Below are 20,621 nucleotides of genomic sequence, written 5' to 3' on the forward strand. Positions count from 1 at the left end.
TGAATCAATGATGGTTCAAGCCGTTGCAACGTGACTCATTCCCTGCCTGAACAAGGTGCTGTTCCTGTTATTAGACCCTCTTTTCTCTTATTTGACAAGGTGCTGAGGTGCTCGCAAGAATAGATGTGGACTGCCATTGTTACGTTGTGAGCTAGTAGCTCCCGGCTCGCAAGCGTCCGAGATATCGGAAGTGTTTGTAAGTGCTGTCATAACTCGACACCTTTGCGTTGTGTTTAAACAGCTCTCGCTCATAAGCCGTCCGGATTGGCGCCGGGGCTGCTGGCCATGTACTTTTATGCAATCAACAGTGTTGTTTGGCGTGTTCTTTCATTTAATCTGTGTGAGCGCAGGCGACAGGTCAATTCAGCCCGCACCTGCACTCTCATTTTCAAAAACCTCAATTTGCAATCAACAACATCTGCACACTCATATTGAGGAGAGTACATGCCTGAAGGCTCCAAATGAAGACCTTACTCAAAGGCCGCAAAGTCGAGGTATTTTCCATTGAGCCACAGAAGGCGCTGATTGTTGGTTTGTGCTCGGGAAACACCCTGTTTTTTCTTACTAACCCAAATAAAACGTTGGGAGTTGGGTGGATTGTCAGTCAGGTCGTTTAAGACATCCTTGAGGTCGCTCCACTGACTGAACTTTTCTGCATCACCGCCGTAGGTTTTTTTCACCATTTTACCTGGTCTGCCTCCAAATGGACTGGGACCACCGCCGACCTTTACCTTGTATTTGTGTGAAACCTTAGAATTCAATTGTGCACCCAATGCCGGTTTTTCTTTGTCCATCCAAGCGATGACAGCATTGATTTTCCCTTTGGATACGGGTTGCCTGGAATAAGCATGATGTTGTGTGGATAAACCACTCATAGCATGTTTTGAAGATCCGCTAACATCGTCATAGACCACAGCAAAATGATCGAGCCAACCCCAATTGGCAGACAATTCATCTATCACTTTTTGTACAGAGGCTTTATGGTTTTTCGCATCCAGTGTTGGGAAAACCCTATTTGTCATATATAGGTCTATGTACTTACTACAGTCCTGTTTACATAGTTCTAAAGCTCTCAGCCACGCTTGTTCGTGCCGCTGAATGTGTTTACTGTGAAATAATGCATTGGATTCTATTTTGCCTCGCATTTTTTCCAAATGTTCCTGAGGCACGAAGTCTAGTGGGTTGCCCCCGTCTGGGACTTCAATAGACAATAACACTTCATCGTCAATTAAGCCCACGCAGTCAATAAAATTCTCCATCAGGTTAGCCCTGATGAGGTAATAGTTCAGCCTTCTGCCAACCTCCTGAATAATGACAGCGTTACCATAAGATGCTTTAAGGTTCGCGTGATATACATTGTTGGTGACCACACGGTCGCTCAGAGTTTGGCTGATATGCTCAACAGCCGCTCTCAAATCTTTACCTTGATACTGTTTTAGCTTCTCCAGGCTCGCTTTACGTACCGAATGACTTGTTGCTTTAAGAAATACATCGACCGAGTTGGCAACGCTATCAATGTTTGTGAACGCATTACTTAGCGTAACATTCGCGCCAACTCGCTCAATAACGGCTTCAAGATGCTCGAACCGTTCCAGCATCAGACTTTGCAGCGAATCGATTTTTAATTCGAGATCACCTAGCATATCGATAATGATTTCTTCGCTGGATTTACTTGATGAGAACAAGGATATAAAACTCAATGTAGCGCCAAGTACGCCGAATGACGCCGATAGCTTGGAAATGCTGGAATCAGTAAGAACCTTAATGACCTTGTTGAGGTCAGCTCCATCCTTGCCTATAGAAATTGTATTGTTGAACTTATCGATTGCTTTAACAACTTTAACGGTACCCTCAGCGATATCCTTAGCTGTTGTCGTTACGCCATTCGTTGTCATTGCCAGATTGTCTTGCATACTTCTCTCCGAAAAAGTGGTTCGTCGATTAATAGGTTTGCTCGCTCTGAACTAGCACAGGGTTAGCAAACCTTCAGTTCGAGAAGGAGGAGTTTACGCCAATCTCACTCGGCAAGGATATTACAACGCATTACCCTAAAACGACCCAGGTTAATAAAATACAAGTAGCATAAGACTCATTGAAATTTATTTGTCTAAGAGTAAAGAGATCTGAAAACAAACGATTCCAGAGTTCCCTAAACAACGCAGCGATTGCTAAAGCTGCGAAAACCCACATTAAAAAGTACACAGAAACACGGGCCACAGCTGACTCAAATAACAGGTTAAGCAGAGTCTCACTCTCAGCATGTGATTGTATGTCTGCTGTGATAAGCTCGCTTATCAGCTCTAACAGCCACACAACAACTGTGGCAATGATATTGAATGGTGTCGTTATTTCCTTTCTCATAGTCTTATCCTTATTGGTGTTGGTATTGAGGCGTATCCAGCGCGCATAATCGCTCGTTAAACTGAGCCGCTATCTGCTCACAGTATCCGACTGGTGTAATTTGCACTTAGGGGATTTGTTTTTGATGAGTGAATTTGTTTTGAACCAATGATGGCTCAAACCGTTGTAATGTGACTCAATCCCTGCCTGAACAACGCACTGTTCCTGTTATTAGACCCACTTCTCTCTTATTTGGCAAGGTGTTGTGGTACGCCACAGTTAGATTTGAGCCGCTACTTCTGCGTTGCGTTTAAGTAGTTCCCGGCTCGCAAGCGTCCGGGATGACGGAAATGTCTGTAAGCGTTGTATCAACTTGATACTTCCGTATCGCGCATCAGTAGCTACCGACTCGCAAGCATCCAGGGTGGTGTCGGGGGATGTTGGTACCGAGTTTAGACGGAGTAAACAGTGATGCTTGGCGTGCCTTACCCATTAAATACGTGTGAACGCAGGCTACCTAAACCAAGTGAAATTCGACCGGGTTTTTTCTCCCATTTCCAAAAATCGCAATTCCAATTCCACAAATTACCGCGCTGAACCCACATCAAAAAAACACAAAACTTATAAAATACAAAAACTTAAAAATTGGCATATGACTTGTAATGCCTATACCCAAATGCCCACAGAGGAAATGGTATGGACATACAGGTCGAACAGAAAAACAACATAAAAGTAAACTGGTTGTGGCTGGGTGGTATTGCTTTGGCCATAGCGATTGTTGGCTGGTTGATATCGCAACCTACAGCACAAGCGTCTTTGCCCGCAGAGAATGCCTGGATTGGTAAAGTCAGACAAGGCGATTTGACCATTTCAGTGGCGGGGTTTGGTCAACTCAAGTCGCGCACGCCACGTCTGATCAGCGCCGCCAGTGAGGCCACGGTTGAGGAGATTATGCTGCGTCCCGGTGCTGAGGTCACGCCCAGCAGCGTGATTATGAAGCTAAAGGATGCCAACCTTTCCCAGTCACTTAAAGATGCAAAACGAGCACTTCAACAGGCCAAAGATCAGTATTTACAATCCGATATTAATCAACAGCGGGAAATGCTGTCGCATCAAGCCAGCCTGGAGATCTTAAAGTCTGAACTGGAAAGTGCTGAACTCGAGGTCTCAGCGCAGGCCGGGCTGGTTGAAGATGGTGCCGTGTCCAAGCTGGATTATCAGCGTACCGTACTGGAGCATCGCCAGCTTAAGCGGCGCATTGATATCGAACAGCGCCGTATCGCTCAGCTTAAAACCTTACATCAGGCCAATTTACAACTGGCCAACTCCGATATAGAAGCCGCCGAAGAGGCATATCAGTTAATTCAGCACCGGGTAGACCAACTGACTGTGCGTGCGGGGATCACTGGCGTTGTGCAACAACTCCATGTGGAACTGGGGCAAAGTGTGCCGCTGGGCGCGCAACTTGCACTGGTTGGCAGCACTAAAGATTTATATGCTCAGCTGCAAATCCCGCAGGCCTATGCTGAACAAATTAAACTTAAGCAGTCGGTACAAGTGAATACCCGCGCCGACCTTATCACCGGCACGGTCTCGCGGATCAACCCAATGGTGCAAAACGGCAATATTGAAGTCGAAGTGGCCCTGCCTGCCGTGCTGCCCGACAGCGCCCGGCCCGAGCTAAACATTGAAGGAACTATACATATCAGCACCCTTGAGGATGCGTTGTATATCGACAAACCCATTGGTGCCAAGGCTTTCAGCACTGCCACTTTGTATCGTATCGAACCCAATACCCAACAAGCACACGCCATTGAGGTACACTATGGCGCCCAGACCGCACAGTATATTCAGTTGCTATCCGGCGCACAGCCACAGCAGCGCTTTATTCTGTCGGATATGGCATCCTATCGGGATGAGCCGGTCGTGTACCTGAGTAAATAAGGAAACAACAATGAACAACCAATGCGTTATTGAACTCACCGATATCACCAAACACTTCCTGCTCAGTGGCTTAGAGACACAAGCCTTACGGGGCGTAAACCTGCGCATTAACGAGGGGGAGTATGTCTCTATCTCAGGCCCGTCGGGATGTGGCAAGTCCACACTGCTCAATATTCTGGGTCTGCTGGACACGCCGACTGGCGGTCGCTATAAGATTGCCGGTAACGATGTCAGCCGGCTCAGTGTCAACCAGCGTGCTACTTTAAGAAACAAGCACATAGGCTTTGTCTTTCAGTCATTCAACCTGATTGATGAACTAAATGTATTCGACAATCTGGCACTGCCCGTTAAATACAGTGAACAGCCTTTAAGCGGCCCACAACTTAAAGAACGCGTTATGCAGTGCCTGGAACTGGTGCAAATGAGCCACCGGGTGGATCATCAACCCAATCAACTTTCCGGTGGTCAGCAGCAACGCATTGCCATTGCCCGTGCGCTGGTTAACAAGCCCGACATTCTGCTCATCGACGAACCCACCGGAAACCTGGACTCCAAAAATGGCGATGCCGTTATGCAGATGCTGCACGATTTAAATGCACAAGGCACCACCATGTGTATGGTAACGCACGACCCCAGATATGCTGATATGGCTGGTCGTAAACTGTTTCTGCTTGATGGGGTGATGGTCGACGAGGTCAACCTGGAGATGGCGGGATGATCAAAGAAGAACTTAAACTGGCCGCCTCCAACCTGAAAAAGTTGCCCGGCTTTAGTCTTACGGTGATCCTCACACTTGCGCTCACGCTTGCAGCGCTGTGTGTGGTGATCAATATCAATCACAGGCTACTAACCAAACCTCTGCCCTACCCCAACGCCGACACCTTATGGGTCACCGACCAAAGTGAAACCATTAATGGCGAAACCCAGTATGGCTTTCAGATGTTACCCACCCAGTTTCTGATCCATCAGGATCAGCAGTTTATTGACGAAATGGCGATGCTACATCTGACATCACCGCGTCTGATGGATGTGGACCAACGCCCCACGGTTGATATTCTCCGTGTCTCTCCGGAGTTCTTCTCTTTGCTGGGTGTCCCTATGCACCTGGGTCGCGCGCTGAACAGCAATGAAAGCGTAAGCGATGAACAAAAGGTACTGGTGCTGAGCTATCAGGCCTGGCAGGACAACTTTAACGCCGATCCTGAGGTTATTGGGTCCTTCACTCAACTCAACCGGGTTGCCTACAAAATCGTCGGGGTGACTGCCGCTGACTTTGAAGTGCCTGAAATTTTCAGAAGCTTTGCCATCAGCGGATTTAGCAGTTTTCCTGAGGCGCTTAGCACCACTAGTCACTGGAACAGTATCAGCAGTCAGTTTAATGGGATTGCTCGTTTTAAGCCGGGCGTAAACCCTGAACAGGCGAACCATTCACTTGGCGAACAAATCGATGCCTTATATCAGTCTCGTGACAATGTGGCACCCGACACTGCCATTGGTGCCCGCTTTACACCGCTACGCAGCAGGATCATCGCAGAAAGCGACACTCTGGCACTGAGCTTGTTATTTTCAGCCGCGGTGCTGGTGTTGATCGCCCTGACCAATGTAACTAACCTGTTTTTGTCTCGTGGTGCCCAGAAACAAAGAACGATGGCCATTCAGGCAGCGCTGGGTGCCAAACCACAACATATTTTTATCAGTATGTTTTGTGAAAGTATCTTGTTGATTAGCGCAGCAACGGTTTTAGGATTGCTGGCCGCGGAGTGGCTTAATGTGCTACTGGCCGACGACCTGAGTTACCTGTTTACTCGCATGCAATCCTTATCGCTTGATGCGCCAACCGTGATTGTTGCAGTCTTGCTGGCACTGATCATAGCCCTGGTAATAGCAGCCATCACCAGTCGCCAGGTCAACTACCAGGCCCTGACCAACGCCCTGCACGCCAGCGGTAAAGGCACCGGTGCACAGATCTCAGCCCGCACTCGCCATATTCTGGTTGCACTACAGGTGATGTTCGCCAGTCTGTTGTTATTTTTGGCTGCCAATAAACTATTGCCTGCTTATCAGGAAATGACACACCCAACCGGGTTTAACACCGAGCACCTTTATTACGTCCGTGTCGATGGCAGCGCTACCGAAATTGATCCGTTTGAGTTATCCAGACAGGTTAAAAACACCCTGGGCACACAGGCCAATATTGAAACGGTTGCGGCCAGCGCCACCTCACCACTGGCCATGGGCTGGAAAAACTATCTATACGACGAAAAGGTTGAGCTGATCGGGATCATGAGTCTGGCATTTTTTGATCAGGATGCCTTCACCGCCCTGTCATTGCCAATCACGCAAGGCCGCAGCTTCACGCCTATCGCAGCATCCGGTGAAGATAATAATGAGATTGTGCTCTCCGACTCTCTGGCCAGGCGCCTGTATGGCGAGACCAATCCTCTGGGTCAGACACTGTATATCGACCAGGAAACGCCCAGACAGGTGGTTGGCATTGTTGATGACGTGTACGTGCCAACAGGCCCTTTAGGGTACGAGCTGGAACGCTATTATGTGCCTCTTACTGAAGGCAGCAATGCGTTTATTATTAAAGCCAGTGGGCCGCTGTCGCACTCGCAACTGGGCAACGTATTAAAGGACATCCATCCGACCTTAAACTTCTCGGATTTCAGGAAAGTGGATGATATGCTCAGTCAGCGACTCAGACAAACCTGGCTTCAGGCCATGTTGACAGTAGCACTGCTTGTACTGACACTTAGCCTGGCTGGCGCAGGCATTTATGGTGTACTCACATACAGTGTCCAGATGCGTCGCTACGAACTGGGCATTCACCTGTCTTTGGGTGCGCATACACATAAGCTGGTTGCTATGATTGTAAAACAGAGTTTTGTGCCTATATTCACCGGCCTGGCTCTGAGCCTGTTGTTTGCCAGTCTTGGATATCTGCTGTGGTCGCGTATTGGCAATGGACCTGTCGACGTAAACTGGCTGGCTGTTGTTAGCAGCATTCCGGTTATGCTATTGGTTGCGCTAATTGCAAGCTATCTGCCGGTGCAAAAGGTGGTCCGTCAGGATCCTATCCGGGCACTGAGAAATGAATAACCATTCTAATAAAAAGTAAATGAGGAAAAGCAGGCGCCGAGCGGCGTCTGCCTGTTTAATCATGCAAGGCACCTTACTTATCGTTGATGACAAGGCTGATATTCGCCTGAGTCTTCATATACTGCTGAAAAACAGCGGTTTTAACACAATTCAATGTGACACCCTGAGTGCTGCGGCACAGGCTCTGGCGCAGCACACAATCGACCTGGTGCTGCTCGACATGAATTATGAGCTGGATACAACCTCTGGTCAGGAAGGGCTTAATTTCCTGTCAGAACATGCTGCGCAGACACCATCCAGCCCGGCATTTATTGCCATGACCGCCTGGTCCAGTGTTAATCTGGCCGTCGAAGCCATGCAGCGAGGTGCAGTAGATTTTTTTGCCAAGCCCTGGGACAACCACACTGTGCTGATGATGATAAAAAAGCATCTGGGGCTACGGCACATGACCCAGGCCAGACAAAGCGCTGATCCGGTCTTGCTAAAGGCGCCCGCCGAAAGCCCCCTGCTGTGGATCAGCCCGCAAATGCAGGCACTTAAAAAGCAGCTTGATCGGGTCGCCCCGACCGGCGCCAATATTCTGTTGCGAGGCGAAAACGGCACGGGTAAATCCCAGGTTGCGCAATACCTCCACCAGCAAAGCCTGCAAACGGGAAAACTCATCAGCGTTAACATGGCGGCAATCCCGGATACCTTGTTCGAAAGCGAGCTGTTTGGTCATGTTAAAGGGGCATTCACCGATGCCCGTCAGAACCGCGAAGGCCGCTTCAGTCAGGCAAGCAGCGGCACTTTATTTTTAGATGAAATCGCGACGCTAAACGAATCTCAGCAGGCTAAGTTGCTACGGGTACTGGAAAATGGTGAATACGAGCCGCTCGGCTCCGACGCAACTTGTCACGCAGATTGCCGACTTATCAGCGCTACGAATGCAGATCTCGATACTCTGCAAACGCAAGGGGCATTTCGTCAGGATCTGTATTTCAGGCTCAATACCATAGAGCTGACACTGCCACCACTTAGACAGCGCAGTAACGAAGTTATACCACTCGCCGAGCACTTTATATCGGCTCATGCGAAACGCTATGAACTGCCCGAAGCGCCTTTATCAGAGTGTGCCCGTAAAGTACTGCAGGCCTATCACTGGCCGGGCAATGTGCGAGAATTAAGCCACATTATGGAGCGGGCAGTACTAATGTGTGACGAGGCCGAGATCACAGCCAGTCAGCTCAACATCAAACCAGCCAGCAGCGAGCTGAACAGCCCGGTAAAGGAACTGGTCACGCTGGAGCAGGCGGAGCAGAAACTGATCAAAATGGCACTCTCTCAGTGTCAGGACAACGTCGAAGAGGCATCGGCATTGCTGGGGATCAGCAAAAGTGCGCTGTACCGCCGCATGGACAAATTCAGCATCAAAACCCGGCAGCCTTAACCGTGATTAAATTAAATTACGAACGCCTTGTTTCTGGGTTTTTCCTGATAGTCTGGCTGCTGTTTGCCTTGCTCAGCACCGCGCTACTGCTCAGCCTTAGCAGTGGCTGGCTGGGCATCCTTACCAACTGTGTTGTGGTACTTTGCCCGGCTGCACTGCTGCTACACAGCATTAAAACCCGCGTTGTTCAGCCCTTTTATCATCTGACTAACACGGTCGAAGCCATGCGCCTTGAGGATTATGGGCAACGGTTTTATACGCACGATCAAAGCGGTATCCTGGCTCAGCTGCAAACAGAAACCAGCCAGCTGTGTGAGCATTTGCAGGCATATAAATCGGCACGGGATCATCAGGCCATCTTACTGTTTCAGCTGATTGAGCAGCTGCCTAGTCCCATTGTAGTGTTTGATGAAAGTAATGCTCTGGTTCATGCCAATGAGGCCTTCTCAAACTGGACAGGCAAACCCTGGCAAACGCAACGACTGACCAAAGCACACCATTTTAGCCTGGTGCAGTCTAATGGTCAGTGGCAATTCAGTCACCCCTCTCTTGCTCAGCAATGGCAGATCCGCCAAAGCCAGCTCCCCATCAATGACAGTCATGCTCATTTATTGATCCTCACCGATGTACAGTCGGTGGTAAGTCAGGCGCAGCGTGACGCCTGGCAAAAGATGATCCGTATTCTGAGTCATGAGATCCACAACTCGCTCTCCCCCATTAAGTCACTGGCACAGACATTACAAACCCTGGAGCCAGGTAAAGACACTCAGGCCGATTTCGAGCAGGCCTTAGCGGTGATTGTACAACGCAGTGATGGGCTAATGTCGTTCGTGAATCGCTATGCCAGTGTTGCAAGACAGCACCAGCTGCACCCCAAAGAGATCACCATAAACGCCCTGCTGACCCCAATGCAGGCATTATATGAGCCACGGGTTCGCTGTATAGTTGAACAAGAATTTACGCTACAAATAGACGTCAGCCTGATGGAACAAGTGCTGGTTAATTTGATCACCAATGCACTGGAGGCCGGTACACAAATGACTGCTATTAACATTACTGCCAGTAAAACAGCACAGTACGTCTTTATTGATGTGCTGGATGAGGGTCAGGGCATTAGTAACCCCGACAACTTGTTTGTGCCTTTTTATACCACCAAAGAAAACGGCAAAGGCATTGGGCTGGTACTGTGTAAAAACATCATTGAGCAACACAACGGCCGCCTGACACTGGTTAATCGCACTGACAAACCCGGTGCCAGAGCCCGCATTCAGCTGCCACTCGCTCAGGGCTGAGCAAGATTCTACTGCTCAACAAAAATCAGTGAGTTGGTATCAAAGCCACGCGCGGAGGCCATGCGAACGAACTTGTCGATAATGGCCTGGTCTACTTCTGGTGTTCTTGAGAGCAGCCACAAATAGTCGGTATCGGGGCCAGACACAAATGCATATTGATAGTTTTGATGGTCCAGCTCAAACACCACATAGGCACCGTAAAACGGACCAAAAAACGAGACTTTCAGATAGGCTTCATCGTCCTGGTCGACAAAAAACGCTTTGCCCTCAGCTTCGCGCCACTGATTTTCTTCGGCGTTAAAGCCACGATTAATCACTTTTACGCCGCCATCTTCGCGCATACTGTATTGCGCCGTTACGCGAGAAAGTCCGCGTTCGAAGGAATGATCCAGTCTGGCAATCTCATACCACTTACCAAGGTAACGGTTCAGCTCAAAATTATTAACGGGCTGCACGCCCTGTGGCATACCCAGACAACTGCTGAGAATAAGCGCCATCATGATGATTAACAGTGTTTTCAATGTGTATTCCTTGTAAAACCCAATGCTGGTAGTACGCTCAGGAAACAGCACAGGTTCACTGTTTTGTGCGCTTTTCCCGACGCTCCACTATCCAGTAATACACATTGTAGCAGGCACCTGCAATGCAGAGCAGAGAGAGCAGTAATGCCGGCACGAATAAGCCAAGTTGAACTAAGACGTTGTTGGTGAGTAGATCCCGTGTCGATGCACGGGATGACTAAGAGAGTGTTGGGATTGCCAAGGATATGCCGGGATAACTGAGAAGATGCTGAGATCCGCCATACCGGCGCCCGAAGCCGGGATGAAACAATCAGGCTTTTTTGACGAACTTGGCAGTCACCATCATTTCTCCCACGCCGTCGACTTTACAATCCAGTTCGTGGTCTTTTTTGTCCAGTACTCGGCGAACAAGCGCTTTAGTACCAATTTTGATGACCTGAGAACTCCCTTTGATTTTCAGATCTTTAATCACGGTCACTTTATCGCCGTCGGCCAGCAAAGCACCGTTCGCATCTTTCACTTTTACCAGGTCGTCATCATTGACTTCGTTTGGGTTCCACTCATAGGCGCACTCTGGGCACACCAGGTTGCTTTGATCCTGATAAACATATTCAGAATTACATTTTGGGCAAGGAGGTAAAGACATGCTTACTTACTACATTTTGATTCATTTGGTCTGCATAGTAATGGCTCAGTCACAGATGTGCCAGTCCCAAGTCAATATTTATTGATTTAGTGCAGCAATGAATAATATAACTGCCCTTAAAAACTAGTTTTTGCATGTTTAATTACAGTGTCTACTCTGGCAGGTAAGATGCCACGTTTGGTCGTACACAAAAATATTGTTTCGCTCACCGGGTAGCCCAGTGTATGTACCTTTATCTGCTCTTGCCTTGCAAATGCCTCAACAGCGTAGGCAGGCAAAACAGTAAACCCCAAACCCCGGCTCACAGGCTCCAAAATCAGGCTAATCTGATTAGAAAACCCTTTGCGCTCAAATTCACTGCAGTTCTGAAACTGCGTGTAGTTAGCGCTGAGCAATAGTTGGGCATGATGTGCACCATCAGGATGATCAATAAAACCCAAAGATAACAACGTTTCCCAGCTCGGCTGACTTACCTCCGCGGGTGTCACCAGTAATAAAGGTTCCGTGGCGACCACCTCGCTGATGACATCGGCCGACTTTGCCTGCACGGTTGTGAAACCCATATCTGCATCGCCATCGGCTACAGCTTTTTCAATGGCCTGATTAGGTGCAAATCTGTGATCGATTATCAGCTTGGGATAACGCGCCTGAAGTGTCAGCAAATGCGGATATAACCGCAGCCCCACACTGCCCGGAGACATCACTTTGACCTCCCCCTCAAAAGCCGGATCTTCTCCTATACTAACCTCAAGATCCGATAAGCTTTGCAGTATGTGTTGTGCCTGTATACGCAGTCGTTTGCCCGCTTCCGTCAGCACCACTTGTTTGCTGTCACGCAGCAGCAAAGCAACACCAAAATGCGCTTCCAGTTTTTGAACATGCTGACTCACACCCGATTGCGTCATATGCAGCTGTTCAGCCGTCCGTGTGAAGTGTTCGACTTCGGCAAGGGTACAAAATGTTCGCAGCCAGCTGTTATTTACCATTACAAAATATACTTATTTAGATAACTTTTAATAATTTTACTTGATGAATAAGTGTTTGTAACCTGTTCATCATTCAAACAGAGGAGAGTATTCTATGAGCCAGGTTTACCCACGTAATTTTTCGCATATCGGTATTTCGGTCCCTGACCTGGAGAAAGCCGTCGAGTTTTATACTCAGGTAATGGGCTGGTATGTCATTATGGCACCGACTGAAATTATTGAAGATGACAGCGCCATAGGTGAAATGTGCACCGACGTATTTGGTCCGGGCTGGAAACGCTTTCGCATAGCGCACCTGTCTACTGGCGATCGTATTGGCGTCGAATTATTTCAGTTCGACAATCAAACCAACCCCGACAACAATTTTGAATACTGGAAAACCGGCGTTTTTCATTTCTGCGTACAAGACCCCGATGTAGAAGGTCTGGCGGATAAAATAGTGGCCGCAGGTGGTAAAAAGCGCATGGAAAAACCCCGCTATTATTACCCGGGCGAAAAGCCTTATCGCATGATTTATATGGAAGACCCGTTTGGTAACATAGTCGAGATATACAGCCACAGCTATGAGTTGATTTACAGCGCAGGCGCCTATCAGGAATAACAATTTGCAGGGCTGAACCTGTCGGCCCTGCTTACTTACCGGCTTATTTATCAGCTTGCTTGTTGGCGCCCCAAAACGCAACGCCCAGCGCTATGCCAGCCCCGGCGCACGGAGCAATAGTGAAAGCCAGAATGTCAAAAGCGACCCCAAAAGTCACCCCCATTGCCGCACCGATCCCTGCACCAACCGCAATATACAGGCCCGGGTTAGGTCCTGATTCGGCTTGCTTGTGTGCCATATTTATTTCCTTATTCTATACCTGAATTGATTTAATTTTATACACATGCAGGCACAGTACAATACAAAATTGTATGCCAACCCAACACAAAAATACGATATGCTTTAACTGAGTGACGATAACCTCAGGTTTGTATGCACATTTTATTAGTAGAAGACGACCCGGATACCGCCGATTTTATCTGTGCAGGACTGACACAGCACAATGCCCGTGTACAGCATTGCAGTAACGCAGAACAAGCCATGCTGAGTGCGTCTGCGACCCATTTTGATGTCATCATTTTCGACCGCCTGCTACCTAATATGGATGGTCTGGACGCGGTCAGGATTTTACGCGCCAGCAAAGTTAAAACTCCTATAATTATGCTTACAGCGCTGAGCGATACGGCCGATCGGGTGGCCGGGCTCGAGGCCGGGGCCGATGATTATTTAGTTAAACCCTTTGCGTTTGCTGAACTGTATGCTCGTTTAAAAGCTCTGGCCAGACGCCAACCATTACGCACGGACACACAAGAATTATCTTTGGGCGAGCTCAGGCTTAACCGCACTTCCCGTCAAGTGTTCAGAGCTGGACAAGAAATAGAACTGATGCCAAAAGAGTACCAGATACTGGAATATATGATGCAAAACCCGGAACAGTTGATCACCAAAACTATGCTGCTGGAACAGGTCTGGGGGTTTAGTTTCGATCCCAAAACCAGCCTGGTGCAAACTCATGTCAGTCGTTTGCGCAACAAACTGGATAAACCTTTTGCCTTCGACATGATCAAAACCATCCGCGGCAGCGGATACCTGCTGACAGGTCACTCTGATGATTAGCCGTTATCACCTGACACAAACCGCTGCGGTGGGTGGCACACTTTGGGTGGGTATGCTGTTATTGTTGTGGCTCATCAGTCAGTTACTTCTCTGGCAGGACAAACAAGAGCAGCAGAGCGAATTTAGCGAGTTTCTGGCTGAGGTCAAGATAATGCTGGATGAGCATGGCTTTGAGCACGTGTTGCAAGAGTTCGAACTGGATGAGGACGAGATCTGGTCCGACACCGAGGCACGGGCACATCTGCTTGATGACGGCTGGCTGGTTGCCATATATGAGCAGGACAAGCTGCTTTTTGGCGCCAACACTGTTCTGAGCGTTGCAAGTTCTGCACAGTGGCAAAGTGTTTCCTTTGGCGAAGAGGGCAACATAGAGCTGCTTTCTGCCAGGCTCGATTTACCCGACAGCTTACATATTCATTACTGGCAAAAACGTGACGACATGCACGCTCATAAAGCCGAGTTTTATGACCAGCTCTTAGGGCGGTTTGCTCTGTTGAGCCTGCCGTTCATTTTGGCTGTGATCGTATGGCTGCAACTCAAACGAACCCGCCCATTACGAGACTTATCGGCTCAGTTAGAAAAAGTGGCACACTCACCCGACTCAAAACGCACTGAAGTTTCAACCTCTCACCCCGATATTGTGGCGCTCAGCCTTGCTATTAACCAGATGCTGGACGAAATAACCCGCCTGCACGGCAATATGAAAACCATGTCAGTGGGCATTGCTCATGACCTGAAAACCCCTCTATCGCGAATTTCCAACCGCCTTCAGAGTATGTATCAGGACCTAGACGACACGGCTGCACTTGAAGGCCATATTGATAAAGCAAGTAGTGAGCTGGCTCAGGTCATCAATACATTTAACAATCTGGTGCGACTCAATGCCATTGAGTCCGGCAAACATATACAGGGCTTTAAAACGTTTGATTTGTCGGCATTACTCGATGAACTGGCACAAAGCTATCAGCCTGTCTTTGAAGACAGTGGCCGCCGTTTTGATGTATCCATTGTGCCGTCAGTACACTGCCACGGCGACAAAGATCTGTTGGGTCAGCTGATCTGTAATTTGTTGGAAAACGCGCTGGAGCATAGTCATGAACAGTCGCATGTCTGGCTGAGGCTGCAAAGTCATACCGACAGCGCCTTGCTGCAAATTGGTGACGATGGTCCCGGGATCCCGCAGGGTGACCAGCACAAAGTCTTTGACAAGTTCTATCGTGCTGATATCAGCCGTGGCCGCCCTGGCAATGGCCTTGGGCTCAGTATAGTGCGGGCCATTTGCGACGTACATAAAGCACAGCTCTGCCTGCTTGAACAACAGCCCGGTGCCGTATTTAATATTGAGATCCCCACACGCTCTGCACGGAGTGATTAGTTATAGCTGATGTGAGTCACTTATTTACCGCCAAAGCATACTTATCTATTCCGTTACCCCGTGCCGGTGCACGGAATGACCGAGACTGTATTGAGATCCGTCATCCCGGCCTCCGAGTCGGGAACCCCCAAGCGTTGCGAACAAGCTAAGTAGAACTAAAACGCTGTCGATAAGCAGCTCCCGTGTCAATGCACGGAATGACCGAGACGGTATTGAGATCCGTCATCCCGGCCCCCGAGCCGGGAACCACCAAGCGTAGCGAACAAGCCAAATTGAACTGAGGCGTTGACGGTAGCATACAATTTTGTAAACAACCCGTATGACAACTGTATGACCGTTTCGGTGCGTTTCACTCTAGACTTAATCTATCCCTAAGTAAGAGAGTGAAATCATGTTTAGATTAACCCCGCTTAACATACTGCTGCTCTGCCTGTGTATGAGCCTGACTGGGTGTGGAGGCAGTGACGGCAGCCAGAACACCGCCAATAACCCCGTCCCTTCCTCACCAGACTCAGGTAATTCAAACAATGGTGGTACGGATAACGATGCTCAAAACAACAACGGTGGCAGCATCGGCGACACACCGGACGACAATACTCCATTGGCAGATCAAACCTTTGCAACGCCCATCAGTACATCCCGGTTTTTGCAGCAAGCCACTTTTGGCACTCGACCAGAAGACCTGGCGTCGCTCACAGGCAAAAGTGCATCAGACTGGTTCACGGCACAGCTTAAGTTGCCACCCAGTCTGATCATGCCCGTTGTGTCCGAGTTTACTCCGCCGCCCACCGCAGAAGATGATTTTAACGCTCTGTATATCGAGTCGACCAGTGTGGCTTTCTGGCGTAATGCCATAGCCGGCGAAGATCAGTTGCGTCAGAGAATGGCATTTGCCCTGTCGGAAATACTGGTAGTATCGAATGCAGGCGGCGAAGAGCTCACGGATATTCCAGAAGCGGTCGCCTCGTATCAGGATATTCTGATCCAGCATGCCTTTGGCAACTACAGGGAGCTACTTGAAGCTGTAACCTACTCTCCTGCAATGGGGTTTTACCTGACCTATATGGGCAACCTCAAAGGAGATGAAGTCACAGGCCGGATGCCAGATGAAAATTATGCCCGGGAATTACTGCAACTGTTTACCGTTGGTGTTGTTGCACTGAACCCAGATGGTACACCCAAACGTGATCAGAGCGGCGCAGTTAAAGAGCTCTACACCAATCAGGACATCACCGGACTGGCACGGGTATTTACAGGCTTAGACATGGACTACGAGACATCGGAAGAAACTGAAGTAAATGAATTTGCCCTGCCCATGGCCGTGTACCCACAAAACCACAGTGAGCAAAGTAAACGCTTTTTGGGCACCACCATTGCCGCAGGCACTGGGCCTAAAGCCTCCGTAACCCAGGCGCTGGACCATATTTTTGCCCACCCGAATGTCCCCCCATTTGTCTCTAAACAGCTCATCCAGCGATTGGTCATGTCAAACCCTTCACCTGACTATGTCGCCCGTGTTGCCAGCGCCTTTAGCAGTGGTCACGCCACTTTGCCCGATGGCACAACTGTCGGTGATGGAAGTCGTGGCGACTTAACTGCAACACTGGCAGCCATTTTATTTGATTCAGAAGCCCGAGCGAGTGCAGGTGTTCGTGGCGGTAAAATTCGTGAACCCATTTTGCGCTTTACTCAATGGGCACGGGCATTTGCGATAAAAAACATCACCCCCGAATATCAGGAAATGCTTTGGGATACCAGAGGTGCCGGCATGCTGGGCCAGCACCCCTACCGCTCACCCAGTGTTTTTAACTTCTTCCGTCCGGGCTATACCGCCCCCGGCAGCGTAAGTGCGTCAAATGACCTGGTGGCACCTGAGTTACAGATCACCAATGCCAGCACCATCACTGGCTATGCAAACTTCATGACTTACTACATCACCGGCCTGCAGCAGGAAGTAGATGTGGAAGATCTACAAGCCGTTTACGACGAAGAAAATATTCCGCTGAATGCCGAAAACGCCGTGGAAAGCTTTCTAGCAAGCTATGACGCCGAACAGGCGCTGGCAGGCGACTCGGATGCCTTAATCAACCGCCTTGATCTGCTGCTGTGTGCCGGGCAACTCAGTGCCACCAGCAAACAACAGATTAAACAGATATTGCAAACAGTAGCCCAAAACGACGAAGCAGAGCCCCTGAGGCTCGTACACCTGGCCATTTTACTGGTGATGACTTCACCCGATTATTTAGTTCAAAAATAGGAGCACAGCTATGAACAGACGCGACTTTATCAAACTCAGCGGTGCCTCTTTAATGGCGTCATCGATGTTTCAGTTGGGCCAGGCTCTGGCGAATAGTCCGCCTCAAAGTGGTGATTATAAAGCACTGGTCTGCGTATTTTTGTACGGTGGTATGGACAATCACGATACCATTATTCCCTTTGATGAACCAAGCTATGCGCAGTGGGCTACTCATCGTCAAAGTCTGCTGGGCAAGTATACAACGCCACGTACTTTGGCTAACCTGTTGCCTATTACCACACCCGGGCGTTTTGGCTCGCGCCGCTTTGCCCTGCCTGCAGAATTAGCTGGGCTGGCCAGTTTATATCAGCAAAATAAGCTGGCTGTCATTGGCAATGTGGGGCCCTTACTCAGCCCCGTCACGGCATCTATGATGGCGCAAGACACCGCAAGACTGCCGCCACGGCTGTTTTCGCATAACGACCAGCAATCAACCTGGATGTCTGGCGCTGCAGAAGGTGCGCAATTTGGATGGGGTGGCTTAATGAATGATGCGCTCATGGCTCAGGGCCTGACCAGCAATACCCCGTTTAATGCCATTACCACGGCAGATGGCGCATTATGGCTGACCGGTAAACAAACCGCCCCCTACCATGTCAGTGATGGCCAGGCAGCCACCATAGAAGCCCTCGAAGAATTTGACAACCACCCAGAGCTGGTCGCTCATTTCAGCAGTCAGCCTCAAAATGCACAAAACTTTCTGCAGCAAGACGTCACCAATGCCATTAACAACGGCTATCAGGCAAATAGTCAGTTTAACGCTGCACAGGCCAATACCACAGTGACACTGCCCGACTTTCCGACAACATCGTTGGGCAGACAATTGCAAACGGTCAGTAAAAGCATTGCCGCTCGCCAGCAGCTTGGGGCATCAAGACAGGTCTATGTCGTGGCTATGGGCGGATTTGACACTCACTCAGGGCAAGCGCAAAACCTGCCCAAATTGCACAGTGCTCTGGATGGCGCATTGGTGGCCTTTAATACCGCGATGGAAAGCCTTAATCTGAGTGAGCAGGTCACAGTGTTCACGGCCTCTGATTTTGGACGTACGCTGGCCATAAACGGAGACGGTACAGATCATGGCTGGGCCGGCCATCACTTTGTCATGGGCGGAGCGGTCAACGGGGGGACTATTTATGGTGATATCCCGCAAGCGACGCTTAATCACGAGCTGGACGCAGGGGGTGGCCGCCTGATCCCAACTACGTCTGTCGATCAGTATGCCGCCAGCCTCGGACAGTGGATGGGTTTAGATACAAGCCTACTAAATACCCTGTTCCCCAACCTGAATAACTTCAGTGGCCCACTTTCTTTGTTTAAATGACAGCGACGCCAGCTGTGCTGCGCGCTTGCTGTTCAGTAAGTTCTTTTAAACACAAAAAAGCCGCAGCTCAGACTCGAAGCTGCGGCCTGTATTGTAGATCAAGAGCCGGATCAGATGCTCGCAGGCATGCCCATACAGCTTGCGTAGTAAGTTGTTGTTGCAGGCCAGTCAGAGAATACACCCATTACGCCCACGTCTTTAGCCAGTACGTCGAGTAACTTAAAGGTGTCGCCATCATTGTCTATCATGCTTTCACCACGGTGCGCACCGTTGACGCTTTGGTAGTACCAACCACCGCCGGTGGCAAGGTGGCCAGAACGCTCCAGCGTCCAGGTAATGATCCCAAGTCCAGCTTCACGAGCAGCCTTAGCATAGGCTGAAGGCACCATCTCACCATTTTCTTCGGTAACCAGCACCCACATAGGAGGTGCGATGATTTTCACACCATCAGCCGCCAGTTCAGCCATGGTTGGAACAAGCAACTCAGGATTATTAACCAGCTGCTGTGGTGTAACCCCCTGTTCATTGGCTGCGGTTTGTGCGTCATAACGGTCATCCAGGTACACTGCCTGTGCACCAAACTCTGGGTTTTGCGCAATCCAGTAGTTAATGTCATCACGATTAAACGACTGTGCCCAGACATGCTTAGGCTCAACACCCGCAGCTTTATATTCGTCGATCATCTTCTGCGCATAATCCTGCTGAGAAAAACCATCGAAAGGCATAGTCACTGATGGTGACTTAAGTTCGGGTGTCATTTTTACACCCAGCTCTTTGAACAGGGCAATACTTTCAGCATGGGTCATAAGTGTACCGCGGCTAGAGTACAGGTCGGTGCGCCACTTAGATGTGCCATTCATGTACTCAGCAACGGTGGTCCCATTTGGGTTAGACGCGTCCATTTTACCTTCCAACGTTCTAAACTCCGCCAGAGTAATGTCACTGGTACAGCACTTAGCCCTTGCCACAACCCCATTTTCAGGATCTGCAGGTTCAAACGGCGTAGAGCAGTTCTGCGCTAAGTCAGTTTCCAGAATATTCGTCGTGGTATGTAAGTCGCACTGAGAGTGACGACATACCAGCTCTTTGTCTTTGGTAAAGGTAACGTCACACTCAAGAATACCAGCGCCCATTTTAGCCGCCGCAAGGTAAGACTCTTTAGTGTGCTCAGGGAATTGCATTGGTGCACCGCGGTGACCAATAGAAAAGTCAGTTTTATAGAATGGACCGTTCGAGCATTGCGCCAGTTTGTCTTTTAACTCACCTTCATCCATGTCCTGGATCAAAAAGTCCGGGCGCGTGCCAACTTGCATATTATTGGCACCACCCGCTGGCACTTCAACCACAACCGGCACTTCAATTGTTTTGATTTCAGTGACCGTGTCGGTAACTACCACCGTTTTTTCGACTTCTACCACCTGAGTTTTAGTATCTGTGGTAACAACCGCTTTTTCTACCTCAACCACTTCGGTTTTGTCATCATCACAGCCAGCCAAAAACAAAGCCGCGATAACAGCAGAGAGTGAAGTTATTTTTTTCATTGTTATTCCTAAGTTTACGTCAAAAGAAAGCGTTATTATTCTTAAGGGAAATAACAATAGAGGTGCTCTATTACCGAAGTGGGAACACTCAATGACTATTTTGTGACGCTCTATCTCAAAATATAACTGAACATCACTACATTACGACAGCATTACACTATCTTTAAC

The 20,621-nt window shown here is 49.2% G+C and carries 17 protein-coding genes; 10 read left to right on the forward strand and 7 right to left on the reverse strand.

Going from position 1 to position 20,621, the window contains the following annotated elements:
- Window positions 1–470 precede the first annotated feature (470 nt).
- On the reverse strand, window positions 471–1,913 hold the full coding sequence (locus tag ELR70_RS18070) for a hypothetical protein (RefSeq protein ID WP_054015732.1): 1,443 nt from the start codon (window positions 1,911–1,913) through the stop codon (window positions 471–473).
- Window positions 1,914–2,043: 130 nt separating this feature from the next.
- Window positions 2,044–2,361, reverse strand: coding sequence for a hypothetical protein (locus tag ELR70_RS18075; protein WP_054015731.1), 318 nt, complete (start codon window positions 2,359–2,361; stop codon window positions 2,044–2,046).
- A 675-nt stretch (window positions 2,362–3,036) separates the two neighbouring features.
- On the opposite strand from ELR70_RS18075, the gene ELR70_RS18080 reads away from it, so the two are divergent.
- Genes ELR70_RS18080 through ELR70_RS18100 form a run of 5 tightly spaced genes read left to right on the forward strand, consistent with a single transcriptional unit; the run spans window position 3,037 to window position 10,107 of the window.
- On the forward strand, window positions 3,037–4,284 hold the full coding sequence (locus tag ELR70_RS18080) for an HlyD family efflux transporter periplasmic adaptor subunit (RefSeq protein ID WP_054015730.1): 1,248 nt from the start codon (window positions 3,037–3,039) through the stop codon (window positions 4,282–4,284).
- A gap of 10 nt (window positions 4,285–4,294) precedes the next feature.
- Window positions 4,295–5,002, forward strand: a complete 708-nt coding sequence (locus tag ELR70_RS18085) for an ABC transporter ATP-binding protein (RefSeq protein ID WP_054015729.1) — start codon at window positions 4,295–4,297, stop codon at window positions 5,000–5,002.
- Window positions 4,999–7,386: an ABC transporter permease gene (locus ELR70_RS18090; RefSeq protein WP_054015728.1), complete on the forward strand. Its 2,388-nt coding sequence runs from the start codon at window positions 4,999–5,001 to the stop codon at window positions 7,384–7,386. The genes ELR70_RS18085 and ELR70_RS18090 overlap by 4 nt, the downstream gene beginning before the upstream one ends.
- 19 nt (window positions 7,387–7,405) lie before the next feature.
- Entirely contained in the window at window positions 7,406–8,815 is a 1,410-nt protein-coding gene (locus ELR70_RS18095) for a sigma-54 dependent transcriptional regulator (RefSeq protein WP_082353210.1), read from the forward strand.
- A gap of 2 nt (window positions 8,816–8,817) precedes the next feature.
- Window positions 8,818–10,107: an ATP-binding protein gene (locus ELR70_RS18100; protein WP_054015726.1), complete on the forward strand. Its 1,290-nt coding sequence runs from the start codon at window positions 8,818–8,820 to the stop codon at window positions 10,105–10,107.
- Between the two features lie 8 nt (window positions 10,108–10,115).
- Here the strand turns inward: ELR70_RS18100 and ELR70_RS18105 are convergent, their stop codons facing one another.
- The 3 genes from ELR70_RS18105 to ELR70_RS18115 all read right to left on the reverse strand — a co-directional run bounded on the left by ELR70_RS18105 (window position 10,116) and on the right by ELR70_RS18115 (window position 12,260).
- Window positions 10,116–10,628 (reverse strand): lipocalin family protein, encoded by a 513-nt coding sequence (locus ELR70_RS18105; protein ID WP_054015843.1) that lies wholly within the window; start codon window positions 10,626–10,628, stop codon window positions 10,116–10,118.
- Between the two features lie 310 nt (window positions 10,629–10,938).
- A complete protein-coding gene (locus ELR70_RS18110) occupies window positions 10,939–11,274 on the reverse strand; it encodes a zinc ribbon domain-containing protein YjdM (RefSeq protein WP_054015725.1) in 336 nt (111 codons plus the stop codon).
- A gap of 116 nt (window positions 11,275–11,390) precedes the next feature.
- Window positions 11,391–12,260, reverse strand: a complete 870-nt coding sequence (locus ELR70_RS18115; protein ID WP_054015724.1) for a LysR family transcriptional regulator — start codon at window positions 12,258–12,260, stop codon at window positions 11,391–11,393.
- A 94-nt stretch (window positions 12,261–12,354) separates the two neighbouring features.
- Between ELR70_RS18115 and ELR70_RS18120 the strand changes: the two genes are divergently transcribed.
- Entirely contained in the window at window positions 12,355–12,861 is a 507-nt protein-coding gene (locus ELR70_RS18120) for a lactoylglutathione lyase family protein (RefSeq protein ID WP_054015723.1), read from the forward strand.
- Between the two features lie 43 nt (window positions 12,862–12,904).
- Here the strand turns inward: ELR70_RS18120 and ELR70_RS18125 are convergent, their stop codons facing one another.
- Window positions 12,905–13,099 carry a hypothetical protein gene (locus tag ELR70_RS18125; RefSeq protein WP_054015722.1) on the reverse strand — a complete coding sequence of 65 codons (195 nt, stop codon included), beginning with the start codon at window positions 13,097–13,099 and terminating at the stop codon, window positions 12,905–12,907.
- A gap of 134 nt (window positions 13,100–13,233) precedes the next feature.
- Between ELR70_RS18125 and ELR70_RS18130 the strand changes: the two genes are divergently transcribed.
- From ELR70_RS18130 to ELR70_RS18145, 4 genes are all read left to right on the forward strand, one after another.
- Window positions 13,234–13,917, forward strand: a complete 684-nt coding sequence (locus ELR70_RS18130) for a response regulator transcription factor (protein ID WP_054015721.1) — start codon at window positions 13,234–13,236, stop codon at window positions 13,915–13,917.
- A complete protein-coding gene (locus tag ELR70_RS18135; RefSeq protein ID WP_054015720.1) occupies window positions 13,910–15,292 on the forward strand; it encodes a HAMP domain-containing sensor histidine kinase in 1,383 nt (460 codons plus the stop codon). The genes ELR70_RS18130 and ELR70_RS18135 overlap by 8 nt, the downstream gene beginning before the upstream one ends.
- Window positions 15,293–15,683: 391 nt before the next feature.
- Complete coding sequence (locus ELR70_RS18140; RefSeq protein WP_054015719.1) at window positions 15,684–17,549, forward strand: DUF1800 domain-containing protein; 1,866 nt, start codon at window positions 15,684–15,686, stop codon at window positions 17,547–17,549.
- Window positions 17,550–17,559: 10 nt separating this feature from the next.
- Entirely contained in the window at window positions 17,560–18,912 is a 1,353-nt protein-coding gene (locus ELR70_RS18145; protein WP_054015718.1) for a DUF1501 domain-containing protein, read from the forward strand.
- Between the two features lie 110 nt (window positions 18,913–19,022).
- On the opposite strand, the gene ELR70_RS18150 is transcribed toward ELR70_RS18145, so the two are convergent.
- Entirely contained in the window at window positions 19,023–20,453 is a 1,431-nt protein-coding gene (locus ELR70_RS18150) for a glycerophosphodiester phosphodiesterase family protein (protein WP_054015717.1), read from the reverse strand.
- Window positions 20,454–20,621: the final 168 nt, after the last annotated feature.

This window comes from Pseudoalteromonas sp. R3 (assembly GCF_004014715.1).
Taxonomy (GTDB): domain Bacteria; phylum Pseudomonadota; class Gammaproteobacteria; order Enterobacterales; family Alteromonadaceae; genus Pseudoalteromonas.

What these genes read in the sequence shown, in the direction of transcription:
- ELR70_RS18135 (WP_054015720.1), top strand. Translation starts at nt 13,910, where the DNA reads ATGATTAGCCGTTATCACCTGACACAAACCGCTGCGGTGGGTGGCACA.
- ELR70_RS18080 (WP_054015730.1), top strand. Translation starts at nt 3,037, where the DNA reads ATGGACATACAGGTCGAACAGAAAAACAACATAAAAGTAAACTGGTTG.
- ELR70_RS18075 (WP_054015731.1), bottom strand. Translation starts at nt 2,361, where the DNA reads ATGAGAAAGGAAATAACGACACCATTCAATATCATTGCCACAGTTGTT.
- ELR70_RS18140 (WP_054015719.1), top strand. Translation starts at nt 15,684, where the DNA reads ATGTTTAGATTAACCCCGCTTAACATACTGCTGCTCTGCCTGTGTATG.
- ELR70_RS18125 (WP_054015722.1), bottom strand. Translation starts at nt 13,099, where the DNA reads ATGGCACACAAGCAAGCCGAATCAGGACCTAACCCGGGCCTGTATATT.
- ELR70_RS18150 (WP_054015717.1), bottom strand. Translation starts at nt 20,453, where the DNA reads ATGAAAAAAATAACTTCACTCTCTGCTGTTATCGCGGCTTTGTTTTTG.
- ELR70_RS18115 (WP_054015724.1), bottom strand. Translation starts at nt 12,260, where the DNA reads ATGGTAAATAACAGCTGGCTGCGAACATTTTGTACCCTTGCCGAAGTC.
- ELR70_RS18070 (WP_054015732.1), bottom strand. Translation starts at nt 1,913, where the DNA reads ATGCAAGACAATCTGGCAATGACAACGAATGGCGTAACGACAACAGCT.
- ELR70_RS18090 (WP_054015728.1), top strand. Translation starts at nt 4,999, where the DNA reads ATGATCAAAGAAGAACTTAAACTGGCCGCCTCCAACCTGAAAAAGTTG.
- ELR70_RS18110 (WP_054015725.1), bottom strand. Translation starts at nt 11,274, where the DNA reads ATGTCTTTACCTCCTTGCCCAAAATGTAATTCTGAATATGTTTATCAG.
- ELR70_RS18130 (WP_054015721.1), top strand. Translation starts at nt 13,234, where the DNA reads ATGCACATTTTATTAGTAGAAGACGACCCGGATACCGCCGATTTTATC.
- ELR70_RS18145 (WP_054015718.1), top strand. Translation starts at nt 17,560, where the DNA reads ATGAACAGACGCGACTTTATCAAACTCAGCGGTGCCTCTTTAATGGCG.
- ELR70_RS18120 (WP_054015723.1), top strand. Translation starts at nt 12,355, where the DNA reads ATGAGCCAGGTTTACCCACGTAATTTTTCGCATATCGGTATTTCGGTC.
- ELR70_RS18085 (WP_054015729.1), top strand. Translation starts at nt 4,295, where the DNA reads ATGAACAACCAATGCGTTATTGAACTCACCGATATCACCAAACACTTC.
- ELR70_RS18095 (WP_082353210.1), top strand. Translation starts at nt 7,406, where the DNA reads ATGAGGAAAAGCAGGCGCCGAGCGGCGTCTGCCTGTTTAATCATGCAA.